Annotated in this window: 17 protein-coding genes; 2 read left to right on the top strand and 15 right to left on the bottom strand. The window is 52.6% G+C overall.

The window, feature by feature from the left end; genetic code table 11:
- Positions 1 to 13: 13 nt before the first annotated feature.
- On the bottom strand, positions 14 to 991 hold the full coding sequence (locus KP806_RS23390) for an alpha-ketoacid dehydrogenase subunit beta (protein WP_224726172.1): 978 nt from the start codon (positions 989 to 991) through the stop codon (positions 14 to 16).
- Between the two features lie 20 nt (positions 992 to 1,011).
- Positions 1,012 to 2,079 carry a pyruvate dehydrogenase (acetyl-transferring) E1 component subunit alpha gene (pdhA, locus tag KP806_RS23385; protein ID WP_224726171.1) on the bottom strand — a complete coding sequence of 356 codons (1,068 nt, stop codon included), beginning with the start codon at positions 2,077 to 2,079 and terminating at the stop codon, positions 1,012 to 1,014.
- A 316-nt stretch (positions 2,080 to 2,395) separates the two neighbouring features.
- Here pdhA and KP806_RS23380 point away from each other — a divergent pair, with 316 nt between their 5' ends.
- Positions 2,396 to 3,133, top strand: a complete 738-nt coding sequence (locus KP806_RS23380; RefSeq protein ID WP_224726170.1) for an alpha/beta hydrolase — start codon at positions 2,396 to 2,398, stop codon at positions 3,131 to 3,133.
- 57 nt (positions 3,134 to 3,190) lie between these two features.
- Here KP806_RS23380 and KP806_RS23375 read toward each other — a convergent pair whose 3' ends face one another.
- Together KP806_RS23375 and KP806_RS23370 are read right to left on the bottom strand one after the other, a co-directional pair.
- Positions 3,191 to 3,679, bottom strand: coding sequence for a low molecular weight protein-tyrosine-phosphatase (locus tag KP806_RS23375; protein WP_224726169.1), 489 nt, complete (start codon positions 3,677 to 3,679; stop codon positions 3,191 to 3,193).
- Positions 3,676 to 4,317, bottom strand: a complete 642-nt coding sequence (locus KP806_RS23370; RefSeq protein ID WP_224726219.1) for a trimeric intracellular cation channel family protein — start codon at positions 4,315 to 4,317, stop codon at positions 3,676 to 3,678. Before KP806_RS23370 ends, KP806_RS23375 begins: the two co-directional genes overlap by 4 nt.
- Before the next feature lie 220 nt (positions 4,318 to 4,537).
- Here KP806_RS23370 and KP806_RS23365 point away from each other — a divergent pair, with 220 nt between their 5' ends.
- The gene (locus KP806_RS23365; protein WP_224726168.1) at positions 4,538 to 5,176 is read left to right on the top strand and encodes a thiamine diphosphokinase; all 639 of its coding nucleotides are present in this window, start codon (positions 4,538 to 4,540) and stop codon (positions 5,174 to 5,176) included.
- Positions 5,177 to 5,205: 29 nt separating this feature from the next.
- On the opposite strand, the gene KP806_RS23360 is transcribed toward KP806_RS23365, so the two are convergent.
- The 11 genes from KP806_RS23360 to KP806_RS23310 all read right to left on the bottom strand — a co-directional run bounded on the left by KP806_RS23360 (position 5,206) and on the right by KP806_RS23310 (position 17,954).
- Positions 5,206 to 7,158 carry an endonuclease MutS2 gene (locus KP806_RS23360; RefSeq protein WP_224726167.1) on the bottom strand — a complete coding sequence of 651 codons (1,953 nt, stop codon included), beginning with the start codon at positions 7,156 to 7,158 and terminating at the stop codon, positions 5,206 to 5,208.
- 442 nt (positions 7,159 to 7,600) lie between these two features.
- Positions 7,601 to 8,377 carry an MBL fold metallo-hydrolase gene (locus KP806_RS23355; protein WP_224726166.1) on the bottom strand — a complete coding sequence of 259 codons (777 nt, stop codon included), beginning with the start codon at positions 8,375 to 8,377 and terminating at the stop codon, positions 7,601 to 7,603.
- Positions 8,374 to 9,048: a GNAT family N-acetyltransferase gene (locus KP806_RS23350; RefSeq protein ID WP_224726165.1), complete on the bottom strand. Its 675-nt coding sequence runs from the start codon at positions 9,046 to 9,048 to the stop codon at positions 8,374 to 8,376. Before KP806_RS23350 ends, KP806_RS23355 begins: the two co-directional genes overlap by 4 nt.
- A gap of 17 nt (positions 9,049 to 9,065) precedes the next feature.
- Positions 9,066 to 9,725 carry a GNAT family N-acetyltransferase gene (locus tag KP806_RS23345; RefSeq protein WP_224726164.1) on the bottom strand — a complete coding sequence of 220 codons (660 nt, stop codon included), beginning with the start codon at positions 9,723 to 9,725 and terminating at the stop codon, positions 9,066 to 9,068.
- A 41-nt stretch (positions 9,726 to 9,766) separates the two neighbouring features.
- Positions 9,767 to 10,627, bottom strand: a complete 861-nt coding sequence (locus tag KP806_RS23340) for a carbon-nitrogen hydrolase family protein (RefSeq protein ID WP_224726163.1) — start codon at positions 10,625 to 10,627, stop codon at positions 9,767 to 9,769.
- Between the two features lie 23 nt (positions 10,628 to 10,650).
- Complete coding sequence (locus KP806_RS23335; RefSeq protein ID WP_224726162.1) at positions 10,651 to 12,009, bottom strand: sensor histidine kinase; 1,359 nt, start codon at positions 12,007 to 12,009, stop codon at positions 10,651 to 10,653.
- A complete protein-coding gene (locus KP806_RS23330) occupies positions 12,006 to 12,704 on the bottom strand; it encodes a response regulator transcription factor (RefSeq protein ID WP_224726161.1) in 699 nt (232 codons plus the stop codon). Before KP806_RS23330 ends, KP806_RS23335 begins: the two co-directional genes overlap by 4 nt.
- Before the next feature lie 123 nt (positions 12,705 to 12,827).
- Positions 12,828 to 14,378 (bottom strand): ABC-F family ATP-binding cassette domain-containing protein, encoded by a 1,551-nt coding sequence (locus KP806_RS23325; RefSeq protein ID WP_224726160.1) that lies wholly within the window; start codon positions 14,376 to 14,378, stop codon positions 12,828 to 12,830.
- Positions 14,379 to 14,457: 79 nt separating this feature from the next.
- Positions 14,458 to 16,083 (bottom strand): serine/threonine protein kinase, encoded by a 1,626-nt coding sequence (locus tag KP806_RS23320; protein ID WP_224726159.1) that lies wholly within the window; start codon positions 16,081 to 16,083, stop codon positions 14,458 to 14,460.
- Positions 16,084 to 16,216: 133 nt separating this feature from the next.
- Positions 16,217 to 17,002 (bottom strand): carbohydrate ABC transporter permease, encoded by a 786-nt coding sequence (locus KP806_RS23315; RefSeq protein ID WP_397376431.1) that lies wholly within the window; start codon positions 17,000 to 17,002, stop codon positions 16,217 to 16,219.
- Positions 17,003 to 17,054: 52 nt separating this feature from the next.
- The gene (locus KP806_RS23310) at positions 17,055 to 17,954 is read right to left on the bottom strand and encodes a carbohydrate ABC transporter permease (protein ID WP_224726157.1); all 900 of its coding nucleotides are present in this window, start codon (positions 17,952 to 17,954) and stop codon (positions 17,055 to 17,057) included.
- Positions 17,955 to 18,004: the final 50 nt, after the last annotated feature.

Raw genomic sequence — 18,004 nt, 5'->3', positions numbered from 1 at the left:
CTAGTATCCTCCTTTAAAAGTTCAGTACTTTTTGAACCGCTGCAGAGATACGAGCTACGGAAGGAAGCCACGCATCTTCAATTTGTGCGAACGGATAAACCGTATCCGGACCAGCAACGCGAAGTACAGGAGCTTCCAGATGCAAAATCGCTTTTTCGTTAATTTGCGCAATAACCTCTGCGGCTACGCCGGAAGTCTTTTGAGCTTCCTGAACGACGATTGCGCGGTTCGTTTTTTGGATCGAAGCAACGATCGTATCGATATCAAGCGGAAGCAGGGTGCGAAGATCGATAACCTCTGCTTTTACGCCGGTTTTTTCGAGCTCTTCCGCCGCCTTTACAGCTGTGTGCACCATCATGCCATATGCAATGATCGTAACGTCGCTGCCCTCGCGGACAACGTTCGCTTTGCCGATCTCAACCGTATATTCGCCTTCCGGAACGTCAGCTTTGAATGCGCGGTACAGATTCAAGTGTTCCATGAAGAAGACAGGGTCATTGTCGCGGATTGCGGAAATCATCAAGCCTTTTGCATCGTATGGATTGGAAGGGATGATTACTTTAATGCCCGGAGTCTGAACGGCAAGGCCTTCCAGGGAGTCGGTGTGCAGCTCCGCTGCCTTTACGCCGCCGCCGAATGGCGTACGGAATACGATAGGCGAATTGTAACGGCCGCCCGAACGGTAACGCATGCGGGCCGCTTGGATGAACATTTGGTCAAGCGCCTCATAGATAAAACCTACGAACTGGATTTCGGCGATCGGACGGAAGCCTTGTAAGCCCATCCCGACGGCCAAGCCGGCAATCGCAGACTCGGCAAGCGGCGTATCGAATATACGGTCCTCGCCGAATTCTTCCTGCAAACCTTCTGTCACGCGGAATACACCGCCGACCTTACCTGCGTCCTCACCGAAGATGAGCACGTTCGAATCACGCTTAAGCTCGACCCGCATCGCATCGCGAATCGCTTCCAACATATTCATTTGAGCCATGATCGTCTTATCCTCCTCTACTATTGAAAATCGGCCTTTTGCTCTTCCAAATGCTGCGGCGTCGTCTCGAACATCGAATCAATCAGGCCGGCAACCGTCATTTTCTCGACTGCTTCCGCTTTTTTGATATGCTCGTTAACCGTCGCTTTCGCTTCTTCCTTCACGCGGTTTGTATCTTCTTCCGACCAGAGGCCTTTACTCTCCAAAAACTTGCCGAAACGGATAAGAGGATCCTTCAAAGCCCATTCCGCTTCTTCGTCCTTCGTACGGTATTTGGTCGCATCGTCCGCCATCGAATGCGGGCGGAAACGGTATGTCAGCAATTCGATCAAGGTTGCTCCCTCGCCATTGCGTCCGCGTTCAGCCGCTTCCTGTACCGCTTTAATAACCGCAAGCACGTCCATGCCGTCGACTTGTACGCCGCGGATGCCGGCAGCAACCGCTTTGTGGGCGATCGAAAGAGCGGCTGTTTGCTTCGAGAACGGTGTCGTAATCGCATAACCGTTGTTTTGAACCGCATAAATAACAGGCAGCTTGTAAACGCCCGCAAAATTGAGGCCTTCATAGAAATCGCCTTCCGAAGAACCGCCGTCGCCTGTGTAAGTAATCGCTACGCGCTTCTCGTTCTTCTTCTTGAACGCCATAGCAACGCCCGTCGCGTGCAAAATTTGCGCGCCGATAATGATTTGCGGCATGAGAACATGTACGTCCTCCGGAATTTGTCCGCCGTGCTGATGTCCGCGCGAATACAGAAACGCCTGGTACAGCGGCAAGCCGTGCCATACGAGCTGTGGCATATCGCGGTAGCCCGGGCAGATGAAATCGTCTTTATTGAGCGCGAACTCGCTTCCGATCATCGAAGCTTCCTGTCCGGATACCGGAGCGTAGAAGCCAAGGCGCCCTTGGCGGCCTAGATTTACGGCGCGCTCATCCCATGTACGGGTAAATACCATGCGGTACATTACTTCTCTTAATTGTTCGTCCGTCAATTCCGGCATTAAGTCCGGGTTTACCACTTCGCCCTCAAGAGAAAGGACGGATAACGGTGTAACCGGTTCCGTTTGAACTTCGTATGGCAATTTGCTCATCTTGAACGTTCACCTCAATCGAAATATTTGAAAATCATGGACCTCTGTTATAGAATTATTATAAACCTGTTTAGCGAAAATGGTCAAAGTAAAAAACAAAAAAACCGTTGTTTTTTCGCTGATTGTCTTCATTCTTTTAAGAAATTGTATATGCAACAGTTATATTTTATCACTGTAACAGCATAATACAATACATCAAAATCAGAAGGGCTTGGTTCGTGCGTAGCGCCAGCCGTTTACGCTTGCATACCTTTCTATTGTTTTCCCACTTGCGCATCATTCCATTCAACCATTCAAATCTTAAGGAGATAAAGAAATGACCGATGAGAGATACTTAAAGAGAACGATCGTCAAGGAAACGGTCGAAAGCCGCTATTTGCCCGAGCAAAGCCGGAGCTTAAGAGTTTTTTTGCCGCCGGGCTACAATGAAGTGCTAAGCTATCCGGTCGTATACTGCCAGGACGGGGAGGATTTTTTTAATTTCGGACGGATCGCCACGATCGCGACCAGATTAATATTGGACGACGGGCTGGAGCCTTTCGTCATTGTCGGCGTCGATGTGGACAAGAAGCAGCGCACGGAAGAATATGCTCCTGACGGCAGCCGGCATGCCGGCTATGCCCGCTTTTTTGCAGAGGAGCTGCTGCCTTTCGTCGAAGAGCGTTATTCCGTCAGACGCGATCCTCAGCACAGAGTGCTCGCAGGGGATTCGCTAGGCGGCTCTGTTTCGCTGCATCTGGCGATGGCGTATCCCGAATTGTTCACGAGGGTGATGTCGCTGTCGGGAGCTTTTTACGGCGTATCGCAAAATATCATTTCCGCGCAGGAGGATTTGAGCTGGCTGGACATTTACATGATCGTCGGACTGCAGGAGGATGCGTACGAAACGGACCGAGGGGTTTACGACTTTGTCGCCTTAAACCGGAATGCCAAAGCTTTATTGGAGCTGAAAAACGCGAAGGTTTATTATGAGGAGAAGGATGGCAAGCATCAGTGGGGCTTTTGGCAAAAAGAGCTTGACCGGGCGCTTTCTTACTTTATCGAGGCGGAATAAACGCATAAAAAAGACGGAAGGCTGCCCGGCAGGTCGATGACCCGGGCAGCCTTCCGCTTATTCGGATAACTTCAAATCGTTACGGATTCGCATCAGCAGCTGTGCGCAGCCTTTGTCGACGAGCTCGTAAACGAACGGAAAATTACCGTCGTAATAAGGATCGGGCACATCCGCGATGCCCTGCTCCGGCAGCAGCTCCATGAAGGTAAAGAGCTTGACGTTCCGTGCGTCTTCAGCCTTGCCGATCAGCTTGCGCACGTCGCGCAAATTGTTCGAGTCCATGCAGACGATGTAATCGAATGAATGAAAATCGTTTTTGGTAACGAGCCTTGCTTTCATGCCTTCGTACGAAATCCGGTGCTCGTCAAGCAGCTTGCGGGTCCCTTCATGCGGCGGATGGCCAAGATGCCAATCGCCCGTCCCGGCCGAATCCACTTCAATCAAATGGCCCAGTCCCGCCTGCTTCACCTGATGGCGCATCACGGCTTCCGCCATCGGGGAGCGGCAAATATTGCCCAGACAAACGAATAATACGCGTACTTTCATACAGCTTCCCCTTTCGTATGCTGCTCCGCCGGTGCCGGCTTCAGCGAACGGCGCGGAAGCTTCCAGTTGAAATACACGGACAGCATGCGGAATGTAATGACGACAACAAACAAAAACAACAGCTCCAGCGTAGACTTAAACCAGCCCAGTGCGATAACGAGTCCGGCCAGCATCGCCCATACGGCATAAATTTCATCCTTCAGGACGAGCGGCTTGCGTCCCGCCAGCACGTCGCGGATAATGCCGCCTCCGATACCCGTCAGCATTGCGGCTACGAGCACCGCGCTGAGCGGATGCTTCATTTGGGTTGCGTACAAGGCCCCCTGTATCGCAAACGCAGACAGTCCGATCGCATCGAAAAAAGCCTCGCTTCGCCTCCAGCGCTGAATCCAGTCCGCCGGCAGGATGAATGCAATCGTCATGGCGATCATCGCTATTTTGAACAAATGCCCTTGATTCCATAACGAGGTGACCGGCATGCCGATCAGCAAGTTGCGCACCACGCCTCCGCCAAATGCCGTAACGAGCCCGAGCACGAAGACGCCAAGAATGTCGTATTCTTCCTCCATAGCCACGATCGCTCCGCTGACCGCGAAGGCAATGGTGCCGATAATACTAAAAATTGAAAATATATCCATTTCCACCGCTGCCGCTCCTCGCTTTCCTGCCTTGCGCCGGCTGCTCCGCCGGCACTATATCCTAAATCATTTTAGCCGGGAGCACCCCGCTCGCGCAACGACAATTTTCGCGTCTTTCGGCATATTTTTCATGAACCGGCACTTTAACCTAGTTTTTCATCCTATACAAGCTTTATACTGTAAAGATGAATCCGAATCAACTAAGAAAGGCGGCTTTTTCATGCAACCCCGCGTCATTATTTGCTCAGGCGGGAAATTAGGCGCTTGGGCGATTGAACATATACAAGAAGGAGATCTGTTAATCGGCGCCGACAGCGGCGCCCGCTTCCTCGTCGGCCATGGCTTCCGGCCGGATATTGCTATCGGCGACTTCGATTCCGTATCCGTTGAGGAACTGAACCTGATCCGGGAGAGCAGCGGGCAGGTTATCGCCTGCGATCCGGTTGACAAGGATTATACCGATACGGAAATGGCGTTCCGTCTGGCTCTTGATTTAAAGCCTTCGGAAATCCTCCTGCTCGGAGCTCTGGGCACCCGATTCGACCATTCCCTGGCTAACGTTCATCTGCTTGCTTTAGCCGGTGAGCAAGACATAGACGCCTCAATCATCGATGAGCATAACAAAATCAGCTTATTGCGTCGCCGCAGCGGCATTCGGAAGCTGAACTATCCGAATGTTTCACTTCTCCCGTTGTCAAAGACAGTAACGGGGATTACCTTAACCGGCTTCCGATATCCGCTGCATGAATCGACACTGAGTATCGGCCAATCGCTCGGAATCAGCAATATTCTGCTGGAGGACAGCGGAACGATCGATTTGCGCGAGGGCCTGCTGCTGGTCATCCAAAGCAGAGATTAATGCTTGGCTTCCGATTCGACTCAGGCCGGTCACTCAAATAAATCTTCTTTTGGGGTTTCGATGCAAACCCCTTCGACATGCTTCCGGCTCATCTGCTTGCGCAGCTTCCGGTTCTGCTTCGATTCGAAGACGATATCCAGATCGTATTCTGCGTCCGGATAGAGCTCGGACCTTTCGATATACAGCTTCAGTCTTTTCTGATTAAAGCTGAGTTTTTGCCCCTGTACCTGCACGATTACCGTTCCTCTTTCATCTGCAGCCCGATAGACGATGCCTTGCCGCCGGAGCGGATAGATCCAGACGGCGTCTCCTTTCTCCAGCGGCCGCTTCTTCGTTTTTTCCGGTACGGCAGCTGCTTCCGCCGCAGCTTTTTCCGCAGTGTCAGGTTGAGTCACGCTATAAGCCGCGTTCCCCTCCGGATCTTTGAGCCCAGTCTCCGGTTCGGCATCCCTTCCGTTTTTTCGGACAAGAAGCTGCTCCGCACGCTGCATAACCTCTTCCGGCAAGCCGTATCGTCTGGCGATGGCGAACGCATGACTTTCTCCCGCTTCCCCCATCTCCAGACGGTATAACGGTTTCAAGGTTATCGGGTCAAAAGCCATCTTCCCGTTTTGACACCCGGGGGTCCTGGATGCATAAGTTTTGATTTCGTTAAAATGTGTCGTTGCCACCGTTAGCGCTCCACGCTGCAGCAGCTTTTCCAGCAGGGCTATCGACAAGGCGATCCCTTCCGCGGGATCGGTGCCCGCAGCAAGCTCATCGAGCAGCAGCAGCGCCCGGGGAGAGGCGCGATCCAGCATTTCCTTCAGCACGGTAATGTGCGAGGAGAAAGTGCTGAGTGATTGCTCCAGGCTCTGTCCGTCGCCGACATCGGCGATAACATGGTCGAACGTGCCGATTTCGCTGCCTTCCGCCGCGGGAACGAGAAGTCCGGATTGTACCATCAGCACGAACAATCCGATCGTTTTGAGCGTAACGGTTTTCCCGCCCGTATTCGGGCCGGTAATGATCAGCTGCTTCCACGAATAACCGAGCTCGACGTTGAGCGGCACCCCTTCTCCGCCCAGCAGCGGGTGCCTTGCTCCTTCCAGCCGGATGACCGGCCGGTCGGACAGTCCGATCCGGATTCCGTCATAGGAGCGTGACAGCTTGGCTCTTGCCAAAATGAAATCAAAGGAAGCCATCGCTTCCACATTGCGGTGCAGCTCACCGGAATAGGCTTCGGCAAGCTCCGACAGCCTCGCAAGCACGGCCGTTCGCTCCCGTTCTTCCTCCGCCTTCCACTGCTGAAGCTCCGCCTGCAGCTCCGCTACGTCGATCGGCTCGACGAACAGCGTTTGTCCGCTTGATGATTCGTCCCAAACCGTCCCGGGTACCTGCTTGCGCAGCTCCCGCTTTACCGCTATGACAAACCGGTCCCTCCGTTTGCTGATTACCGTTTCCTGAAGTGAAGTACGGTATTTATGCAGCGACTGCTCGAGCTTACGCTGGATTCTGTCCTCGGATGCGTAAATGTGACGGCGGATAAATGCAAGATCCGGGCTTGCCTGATCCGTTATTAAACCATAACGAATGCAGCGCTGCAGCTCTTCCCGCAGCTCGGGACAATCGTACATGGAATCCGCATACGATGCGATGGTCGGCGCGATTTGGCGTTTGGCGGCCATGTACTTTTTCATCTGAGCCACGGAGGTCAGCCAGACGGACAGCTGCTCCAGCTCCGTCTCGTTATAGATCCGGCCTTTGCCGAGCAGGACCAGAAACGCATCGATGCCTTCCATCGCGGATAACGGGACGCTGGCGCCGCTAGCAAGCAGCCTGGCAGCCTCCTCCGTTTCCCGAAGCCATGCGTCGACCTGCCGCAGCTTCGGGCTCGGCTGAAGCCGGTCTGCCAGCTGCCTGCCCGCTGGTGATACCGTAAATCCGAGCAGCAGCTCTTTTATTTTGTTAAATTCCAGTTTGCTGTAAGTCGTTTCGTTCATCTTTGTAAGCCTCCTAAAAATGGGAATAAAAAAGACAGAAACAGAACGCGAGCGCGTTCCATTCCTGTCTTATCCGGCAACGGCCATTCGATATCCCCGTCTTCGGACTATACGTAACGGAATCGATACGTATAGCCAAAAAAGGGTATAAAAAAACCGTGCTGAAGAGCACGGTGATTTGGCCGATGTCAAACTGCAATCAGGCGGAAATCCTCATGTCCAGAACTCTTGGCGTCAGATCACTAAATAAACCTTGACATTCGGCACATGCGCACCGGACAGGTCTATCCCATCGTATCTGACTATATCCAATTAAGAGTTATGGACACCGGCAAACATTAAAATTTCCCCTTTAAACAGCAATTGTCAAAACAGCTTACTTCCTTAATGTACATAAAGGACAAGTATAATGTCAAGCAGAAAACTAAAGTAATAAGCTTCCCTATATCTCTATCGTCATGCCGGTTCGTGCGAACGATATTTCCGGAGGCAGCTCATAATCCCTCTGCAAATCAATGTCGTGGGACATATGCGTAAGCAAAGTGCGCTTTACTCCCCATGTACGCGTAAGCTCGACAGCCTCCGTCACGTCGTAGACGGACCTTGTCTCATAAGCGTACGGCTCCTTGTAGAAGCTCGTTCCGAATACGAGAAGATCCAAGCCGTACAAAGGCTCCTGCTGCTGCTCCGTTAAGCCTATCGAATCGGAGCAGTACGCCCATTTGTAACCGCTGCGGATATGCTCGAAACGGAAGGCATAAGCGTATCCGTTCTTGCCGTGGTTGACGCGCCAGCTCGATACCTTCCACTTGCCAATGACGATCGGCTGATCGAAGGACTGAAAATCAATGTGGCCGCTCAGCCATGGAAAGCGGGCCAATACGTCCCGAATGACTTCAGAGGGAGCATAGGCGCTACCCCGTTCCTTCCGCCAGCGGCAGGCGTCGGCCCACTCAACCAAACCTCCAATATGATCGAAATGCGCATGCGTAATCAGCATCGAATCGACGGTCCGGATAGCGGCCGCTTCCATTTGCGAGCCCCAATCCGGCCCGCAGTCGATCCATATCGTCCCCGCATCCGGGTCCTCGATTTGCAGCGAGGAACGCAATCGCCTGTTGACGCCGGTCCGTCTCGCCTCTTCGCAAACCTCACAGTCGCAGTAAACACGCGGCACACCCATCGAATCCCCGGTTCCCCTGAAAATCAGTTTTGTCATAACGGCAGCAGCCCGATCGAACTTGCCGCGCGGATCCGGCCCATCATGCCGTGCCATTCCGCAGGCTTATTCGGCAAGGCGGCATAATACGTTTCGAGAAACTCGGCGACGAGCGAGGAATCAAGAGAAACCATCTCCTCGTCCTTTGGCAAAAAGCATAAATCCAGCTCGGATACGGCCTGTCCTTCATGGTCCCACGAAGGATGCACGTAGGTCAGATTCAGCCTCTTGTAGCCAATGTGCGACAACACCTCGCGCCGCACGTACGGGCTCATTGGGGTTACGCCGCCAAATTCGTGCCCGCCCGCCCGGTAAGGGTCGTATACCTCCGCGAACATCCCGATCGGTTCGGTTCCCGATTCTGCGGCGAGCCTTTGCAAATCGCGCTCCCGGTTGCGGAGCAGAAACCTTCCGATGCCGAGCGAAGGCTTCCCGATGATCGTAAAATCGGTCATCGCAACGCGCATGGAAGGATAATAGCGGTATTCCGTCGACCCGACGACTTCTCCCTCATGAATAGCGGCATAAACATGGATGGAAGGATCCTCAAGCGGCTCCTTCCACAGCTCATAAGCCAAAACCTCCTCAGACGGAAAAATGGTCTGAAGCAGCTGATGCAGCGAGCCGAAATAAGGATCATCAATCGAAGTAATGCGGTGATAAATTAACATATATGTATCAGGCTCCTTTATTTAAACGGATTTCTCCATTCCATAATGACGGCGCAATTGCGGGATTGCTCATCCTCCAAATATTGATGGGCGACGGTGACCGGCATGCGTCCGCAGCGCAGCAGAAACGAGATAACCGGATCCTTCAGCTCTCCCATTACCACCTTGTCCAAATATTGCTCGGCGCTCAGCTCGTCGGCATAAGCCTCGTAGCCCGGCATTCTTCCGCCTCCGAGCAGCCTGTCCAATCCCAAATATACGACCGTATCGTACATCGCCTGCATAAGCCACTTGCCGATTCCAGACTTCCTGTACTCCGGAATAACGCAAATGTCAACGACATACAAGGTTTCGCCTGCCGGATTATGGTTGCGGATAAAGCCGTTTCCCGTTATCGATTCCCAGCTGTGCGCATCGCCGTAATCCCCCATGCTGACGATAAGCCCGGTCATCGATCCGATGATCCTGCCGTCCGCTTCGGCGCATAAAGCGCCTTCCGGGAAACGGGTCACATGCTCGAGCAGCTGTTCTTTGCTCCAAAGCAGCTCCTCCGGAAATGGCGGCGGGAAGCTGGCCCGCTGCACATCGATTAAAGCCTCGAAATCCTGCTGGTCGTAATTGCGGATAACGGTTTTCCGCGGCTTGCCTTCCACATACAAATATAGCTCTTTATGCATGAGCTTTCATCGCCTCCCTGGGCCGCGAGTCCGATTGTACATTAGCTCCAATCCGGGTACAAGTCCGTCCGGCGGTCGCGCCAGGTCGTAACCGATCCGCTTGCCCGCACATCCTCCAGCAGCGTCAGGTCGAGATCCGCGACAACAAGCATATCGTCGTTAAAGACCCCTTCGGTCATGATGCCGGCCGGAGGAAAAGGAATATCGTTCGGGGTTATGACCGCAGCTTGTCCGAAGTTCGCTCTCATGAAGTCGACGCTGCGCAGCGCCCCTACCGTTCCCGTCGTCACGATATAGACCTGATTCTCTACCGCTCTTGCATGGCAGCAATACCTCACGCGGTAAAAGCCGTGACGGTCGTCAGTGCAGGAAGGACAGAAAATAACGTCCGCTCCCTTGGCACGGGCCATACGTACGATTTCGGGAAATTCAATGTCATAGCAGGTGAGCATCGCGATTTTCCCGAATGCCGTCTCGAAAACCTCAAGCCCTTCGCCCGGAGACATGTTCCATTCGCTTACTTCGGTCGGCGTGAGATGGATTTTATGCTGAACGTCTATGCGGCCGTTCGGGTGAAACAAGTGAGCGGCATTACGTCTTTTTCCGTCTTCCACCTCGATGACATGAGTGCCTCCCACGATATACATGCCGTACTCGGCTGCTAGCGACTGGAACAAGGCCAAGTAGCCGGCCGTAAATTCCGGCAATCGTTCAATTGGAAGCGCGGCACCTTGCTCATCGCCGATCGACAGCAGCTGCGTCGTCAAAAATTCCGGAAACAACAGAAATTGTACGCCGTATTCCGAAGCGTTGCGGACATAATGCCTCACCTGAGCGGCAAACTGCTCGAACGAGCTGATATCCTCCAAACGGTACTGTACCGCCGCCGTCCGGTATTTCATAGCTTCTTCCTCCCTCATGTCAGTTACGACTTCCGCTGCTTGAACTGAATTGTAATGGTTGTGCCCAAATCCGGTTTGCTAAACACATCGACCTTGCCTTCGTGCAAATCAATGATCCGTTTGGCGATCGACAAGCCGAGGCCGACGCCTCCCGTCGTCCGGCTTCTCGCCCCGTCCACGCGGTAAAAGCGTTCGAACAAATGCGGGATCTCGTTTTCCGGAATGCCGATCCCTCGATCCTTAACCTCAATCTTCACGATATGTCTGGTAAGCGAAATCGTAATATCGATCGGTTCCTTCGAGTATTTGATGGCGTTATCGAGCAGGATGACAAGCAGCTGCCTGATTTTGTCCTTGTCGCCGACCATCCGTACTACCTTCGACATCGCTTTTACGCGGATCGGCCTCCCGAATGTCGTTTGCAGCATCGTGGCGAGCTCGTCAACGACCTGTACGACATCGAACAGCTCTTGGCGGAGCCAATCCTCTTGCTCCGCTTCCGCCAGCATGAGCATGGATTTCGTTAAGTTTTGCAGACGGTTCGCTTCCTTGTCGATAGCCTCGATCGCTTCGTCCCGCAAGCTTTCGTCATCGCGTCCCCAGCGCTTCAGCATGCCCGCGTAGCTGCTGATAACCGTCAGCGGCGTTTTCAGCTCATGCGAAGCGTCGGCAACAAACTGCTTCTGCTTGGCAAATGTACGGTCGAGCCGCTCGATCATCTGATTGAAGGCGCGGACGAGCTGCAGCAGCTCCGCCGACTCTTCCTTCGTGCTCAGCTCGATTTGCCGCAGCTTCCCGCTCCGGTCGATTTCCCGCATCGTATTGACCATCTGCTGGATCGGCGCGGTCAGCCTTGAGGTGAACCAGTACGTGCCGAATATGGCGAACAGGATGGCGCCTGCGCTCGTTACGCTTAGCGCGGCCACCAGAACCTGCAGGTAATTGTCCAGCTCGTCCAGAATCCGGTTCACCTCGAGCATCGCAATTACCCGGTTGCCCTCGTACAGAGGTACGCGCATGAACAGGATCCGCTCTCCGCTCTTCGTAATCATGCCCGTATGGTGCTGTATCTCGAAGGTTGCGGGCAGCTGAAGCAGCAGAGGATCTGTTCCTGTAATATTGACAACCCGGTTGTTCGGATCGATAATCCGGATCATTTCGTTCACATTGTAATACTCGTTAAGCAGCTCAGGCGTATTAAGCCCTCTGCCGCTTTGGATTCGAGGATTTTCAAGCATCAGATTGACCTTATTGACGATCACTTCTTCTTCGCTTTCGGTCGTAATCTTGATCACGTAAAAATAAACGAAAATATTAAACAATATTAAAATAAAGATAAGCCAGAAAATCGTAAAAAGAGTGAATCTTTTGCGCAGCGTCATGCATCGGGCTCCTTAATCATGTAGCCGACGCCTCTTACCGTATGAATAAGCTTATGACGGTAACCCTTGTCCAGCTTTTGCCGCAAATATCGGATATAAACATCTACGAGATTCGTTTCCCCGATAAAATCGTAGCCCCATACCTCGGATAAAATATCTTCCCTCGATTTTTCATCGTTTTTATTCTCCACGAGATAAACGAGCAGCTCGAACTCGCGGGGCGTCAGCTCGATCAGGATATCCTTGCGGAACACCTTTCGGCTTCTGAGCTCGATAGTCAGATCGCCTACCTTGATCATGTCAGAGCCTTCCGCTTCTCTAGGATGCTGCTGGAAGATGCGCAAAATGTTACGAACCCTTGCAAGCAGCTCCTCCATCGCAAAAGGTTTGGTTATATAGTCGTTCGCGCCGTGCTCAAACCCGCTGACCTTGTCCGGCACGGTATCTCTTGCTGTTAATAGAATGATAGGGACCGGATTGCCTGCCTGCCGCAGCAGCCTAAGCACCTCGATTCCGCTCATTTCGGGGAGCATGACGTCGAGCAGCACAAGCTGCCATTCGCCCGTCGATGCCATTTCGTAGCCCGTGCGTCCGTCGGCAGCCGTCCCGACCGTATAGCCTTCGTGCTCCAGCTCCAGCTGCAAAATACGGGAAATGCCCGCTTCGTCTTCCACAACGAGAATTCGCTCTTTCATCTTAGAGGTTCACCTGCTTCCGGTTGTCATAAAAACGGATAATCATTTTAATCATAATGAAGGTTAATCGCAAAATCAAGCAAGCCGGCCTACGGGAACGCAGGCCGGCTTGCGCGGGAAATGTTAGCCTCGGGAGGACCAGGCTTCCACATCCCAAATCTTCGTCACCCAATCCTCATAAAATTCCGGCTCGTGCGAGACGAGCACGACCGTGCCTTTATAAGCCTTCAAGGCGCGCTGAAGCTCCGCCTTCGCAACGATGTCCAAATGGTTCGTCGGCTCGTCGAACAAAATCCAGTTGCTCTCTCGCATCATTAGCTTGCAAAGCCTGACCTTCGCCTGCTCGCCGCCGCTAAGCTGGTTTAGCGAACGTGTAATATGCTCGTTCTTCAGCCCGCACCGAGCCAAAGCGGCTCGCACCTCGTGCTGATTCATGTAGGAAAACTCGTTCCATACATCATCCAGCGGCGTCATGGACGGCGCCTTAACCTCCTGCTCGAAATATGCTGGGCTCAAATAATCCCCGGTGTACAATTTGCCCTCTAGAGGGGGAATGACGCCCAATATCGTTTTCAACAAGGTGGATTTGCCTACACCGTTGCAGCCTACGATCGCAATTTTGTCGCCGCGCTCGATCAGCACGTCCATCTTCGGCAGCAGCGGCCTGCTGTAGCCGATCGACATCCCTTCGGCTTCAAAAACGGTTTTGCCGCTCGTTCTCGATTCTTTGAAGTTGAAGGTCGGCTTTGCCGCCTCCTCCGGCCGGTCGATGCGCTCGATGCGGTCCAGCTGCTTCTCGCGGCTTTTGGCCCGGCCTGAGGTCGACGCTCTGGCTTTATTGCGCTGGATAAAATCCTCCTGCTTCTTGATATAATCCTGCTGCTTCTCATACGCTTCCAGGTGCTGCGCCTTGTTCATGTCGGCCATCTCGACGAACTTTTCGTAATTTGCCGAATACCGGGTCAGCTTCGAAAATTCCAGATGATAAATGACATTAACCACCTGATTCATAAATCCCGTTTCGTGCGAAATGAGAACGAAGGCATACGGATAGTTTTTTAAATAATTCGTCAGCCAGTTAATATGCTCTTCGTCTAAATAGTTCGTAGGCTCGTCGAGCAATAGGACGGTCGGCTTCTCCAGCAGCAGCTTCGCCAGCAGTACCTTCGTCCTCTGTCCGCCGCTCAGCGACGTGACGTCGCGGTCCAGTCCGATGGCGTTCAAACCGAGGCCGTTCGCCATCTCCTCCACCTTCACGTCAATCAAATAAAAATCGCCGATCTCCAGCTCTTCCTGAATTTCGCCCATTCGCACCAGCAAAAGCTCCAGTATCTCGGGATCGGCATCGCCCATCTGCATGGCGATATCGCCCAGCTCCCGCTCCAGTACGAGTAGTGGCGCGAAAGCTTCCTTCAGGACGTCTCTGATCGTTTTTCCGGCTTCCAGCTTCGTATGCTGGTCCAAATAGCCATATCGGACGCGAGGCGTCCATTCCACCTTGCCCTCATCCTTCAGCTGCTTGCCTGTCATAATATTCATCAGCGTCGATTTGCCGGTCCCGTTCGCTCCGACCAGACCGACGCGCTCGCCGGCCATCAGACGGAAATTAACGTTTTTAAATAAAACCCGGTCGCCGAATGTATGCGATAATTGCTCAACCGTCAACAAGCTCATTTCCCGTATCTCCAATCCTGGAATGCCTATAAAATAAGTGCGCCAGCCCGAAGGCTGAGCCCGTCTTATTGTACCACAATTACTGTGCGGATGCGCTTCTTTCGCGGCCGATCCGTTTCATCAAAGGGCGGAGCGCCTTGCTCAGCCGATCTTTCAGCCTCATATCCTCGAAAGGCAGCCGCCCTTCCCAATTGGCCTGCACGATTAAATGACTTGGCAGCCCCGGTATAACCGCTGCCGGCGGAGAAGGAAACATCGAAAGCCATTCGCTTCGCCCCCGAAATTCCGTGTCTTTGTTCGCAATCCATAGCAAGGCGCCGCCGCGGCTACGCAATTTCTCATCCAGGTGCTGAAGCTGCAGCAGCTCTTCCGCCTGCCATTTGTAGGCGGACGGGTCTGCAACCGCCAGCACGTAGCGGGATGCCATCATCGGCTCGGCGGCCTGCACGCTGCGCCAGCTGCCGGACAGGTCCAGGAGCGTAACGGGAGTTGGAAGCTGTCCCATCAGCCGGTCAAAGGTTTGCTTCAGGCGCTTCGCCAACAAATGATTTCCAGGGCGAAGGGACAGCCAGATCAGCCCGTCACTCGAATGATCGCCTAGCATATACCGCTCATCAAGCGGGTATGGACGTAAGCCGGACGGCCGATCCGGTCGCCCCGGACGCGAAAGCAGCGCGTGCCATTCAGGCGCAAGCTCATCATATTCGACCGCAGTGACCGGCCTATGCGGATCGGCCAGGCATTGCGCGAGGGCAAGCGTCAGAAAAGTCGCGCCTGCTCCGGGTGTGAGCGATAAAACGCTAATCGTTGTCCTTTGCCGGCCGCGAAAGGCTGAAGCTTCTTCAGCCGCATTAAAATCAGGGACACCCACGTGTTGGCTCCGCAGCCTCTGCAGCTTAAGCTCAACCTCTTCCATCGACTGACAGCGCCCGGACGGATCCGGCTGCAGCATATTTTCCAGCAGGGAAATAAAAGCGCGTGGAACGCTACCGCGAATCAGGCCGAACGGAATTTTTCCTCCCTTAATGCTCATGTGAGGAAAAAAGGCGGAGCTTCCGACCGCCATTGAACAGAGGACGGCACCCAAGCCGTAAATATCCGTTCGGACATCGGTTTGACCGCCGTTATTTTGCTCGGGGGCTGCGAAGCCGGCCGTGCCAAGCTGTTCGGTCTGCTGCTGACCTTCCGAACCGTAATGCCCGGAGATGCCGAAATCAATGAGCTTCGCGTTGCCGGAGCGGTCAAGCATAATGTTGGACGGCTTTAAATCCCGGTGTACGATCGGCGGCTTTTGTGCGTGCAAATATTTAAGAGCAGAGCAAAGCTGCAGCGCGATATGCAAAATAAAAGCGTAAGAAAAGCTCCTATTTCCTGAGTCCAGGCAGGCTTTGAGCGTTTGACCGTCAAAATAATCCATAACAAGCGCCCCTGCGCCCGGCAAGCTTAATTCGAAGCAGTCAATAATTTGAGGCAAATGAGGATGGTTCAGCTTCATCAGCATCGCTGCCTCCTCCGGGTATTGGCCGTTATTCTGTTGAAAGCCTGCCGTCACCTTGACCGCTCTCAGCATATGGCCAAGGTTCAAATCATGAGCGGCGTAGACGACGCCCATCCCTCCGCTTCCGATCGTCCCCGCGATCCGGTAACGGCCCCCGATGACATCCCCTGTTTTTATGAAATCCGCCGGTATGAAGCTTCTGCTCACTGCTAATACATCCCCTTCCTAGCACGAAAAAAAAGCATCCCGACGACGCTTGCCATTGGCAAGACTCGCCGGGATGCTTTCCCGTTTGCGATTTGAATATCTATACGGTAGCATATCCAAAGCAGACAAGCAACTATTTTAAACCGCTTGTGCTGATCCCTTCCACGATATATTTCTGGAAGGCGAAAAAGATAGCCATAACCGGAAGCAAGCTGACGATTGACATCGCGAACATCGCACCCCAGTTGGACACCGTATCGCTGTCCAGGAACATTTTGAGCCCCATGGACACCGGATACAAGCTAGGCCGGTTCAAGTATAGAACGGGACCGAGCAGATCCTCCCAGCGCCAGTAGAAGGAGAAGATTGAAGCTGTTGCCAGGGCAGGCACGACAAGCGGCAAAATAATGCGGAAGAACAAACGGAACTTGCCGCAACCGTCAATCGTTGCCGCTTCGTCCATCTCGTTAGGAATCGTCCGGATGAACTGGATGAGCAAGAAAATAAAGAACGGAATGCCGAAGTATTGCGGAATAACGATCGGTTTGATCGAGTTTAACCAATCGATTTTGGCAAACAAAATGTATTGAGGGACAAGCACGACATCATGCGGCAGCATAAGCGTCACCATCATAACACCAAACCAGAACGTTTTACCTACAAAATTTAACCTCGCAAAGCCGAAAGCGATAAAAGCTGACGAAAGTACGGCGCCGATCGTCGACAGCACGACGATTTCAAGCGAGTTCATAATAAAGGTGCCGAACGATTGACCGGCGATGCCGATCCAGCCGATTTTGTAGTTTTCCCAAATCCAGGGCTGCGGAATGAGCGAGTCGGCTGTTGCAAAGATGAGATTGCTTTGTTTAAAAGAGCTCATAAGCAGCCACAAGAGCGGATAAATCATAACCAGGGCCATCGCGCCTACAAAAATGTGGTAGATGGGCCATTTCAGCTTTTTGAGAGTCATATTAGTGCCCACCTTTCGATTCGTAATGAACCCATTTTTTTGAAGTGGCAAAAAGAATGGCCGTCAAAATCGCGATAATGATCAGCATAACCCAAGCCATCGCGGATGCGTAGCCCATATCGAAATAAACAAACGCTTGGCGGAACAGATAAAGCGAGTAAAGCAGTGTACCGTCGAGCGGACCGCCTTCGCCTTTCGAAATAATGTACGCAGGCACGAAGGTCATGAAAGCGCCGATTGTTTGCATGATCGTATTGAACAAAATGATCGGGCTAAGCATTGGAATCGTAATTTTGAAAAACCGGGTAACCGGACCGGCGCCGTCTACATTAGACGCTTCATAAAGCTCAGGAGGAATATTTTTTAAGCCGGCCAGGAAAATTAGCATCGACGAACCGAACTGCCATACCGACAAGGTAATGAGCATCCAAAGAGCTGCAGCAGGTTCCGCAAACCATCTCACGCTATCTAAACCGAGTGCGTTCAGGAAATGGTTGATTACCCCTTCGTCTCCAAACAGGTTACGCCACATGATCGATACCGCGACGCTGCCGCCGATAATGGAAGGAAGATAATAAACCGTCCGATACAACCCGATTGCTTTCGAAGCTGTGTTAAGAATCATGGCAACGAACAAAGCGAATGCCAGTCGGAGCGGTACTCCGATGAAAACGTACAGAAAGGTTACTTTTAGAGAAGCATAAAATTTCGAATCGTCTGTGAACATTGATGTATAGTTTTCTAAACCGATAAAGGAAGGCGTAGATAACAGATCATAATCCGTTACCGAAAAATATAACGAAGCTACTGCGGGAATTAATGTAAAGATCAAAAACCCGATTACAAAAGGACCGATAAACGTATAGCCGATAAGGTTGTTTTTGAGTAAAGACGATTTCATCTTATCCAACTCCTATAACGAAGTCTAACATGCCACTTAGGAAGTGCGAT

The sequence above is a fragment of the Paenibacillus vietnamensis genome, assembly GCF_020169515.1.
Taxonomy (GTDB): domain Bacteria; phylum Bacillota; class Bacilli; order Paenibacillales; family Paenibacillaceae; genus Pristimantibacillus; species Pristimantibacillus vietnamensis.
Note: the sequence above shows the minus strand (reverse complement) of the source record. Positions and strands in the feature narration are given on the sequence as shown.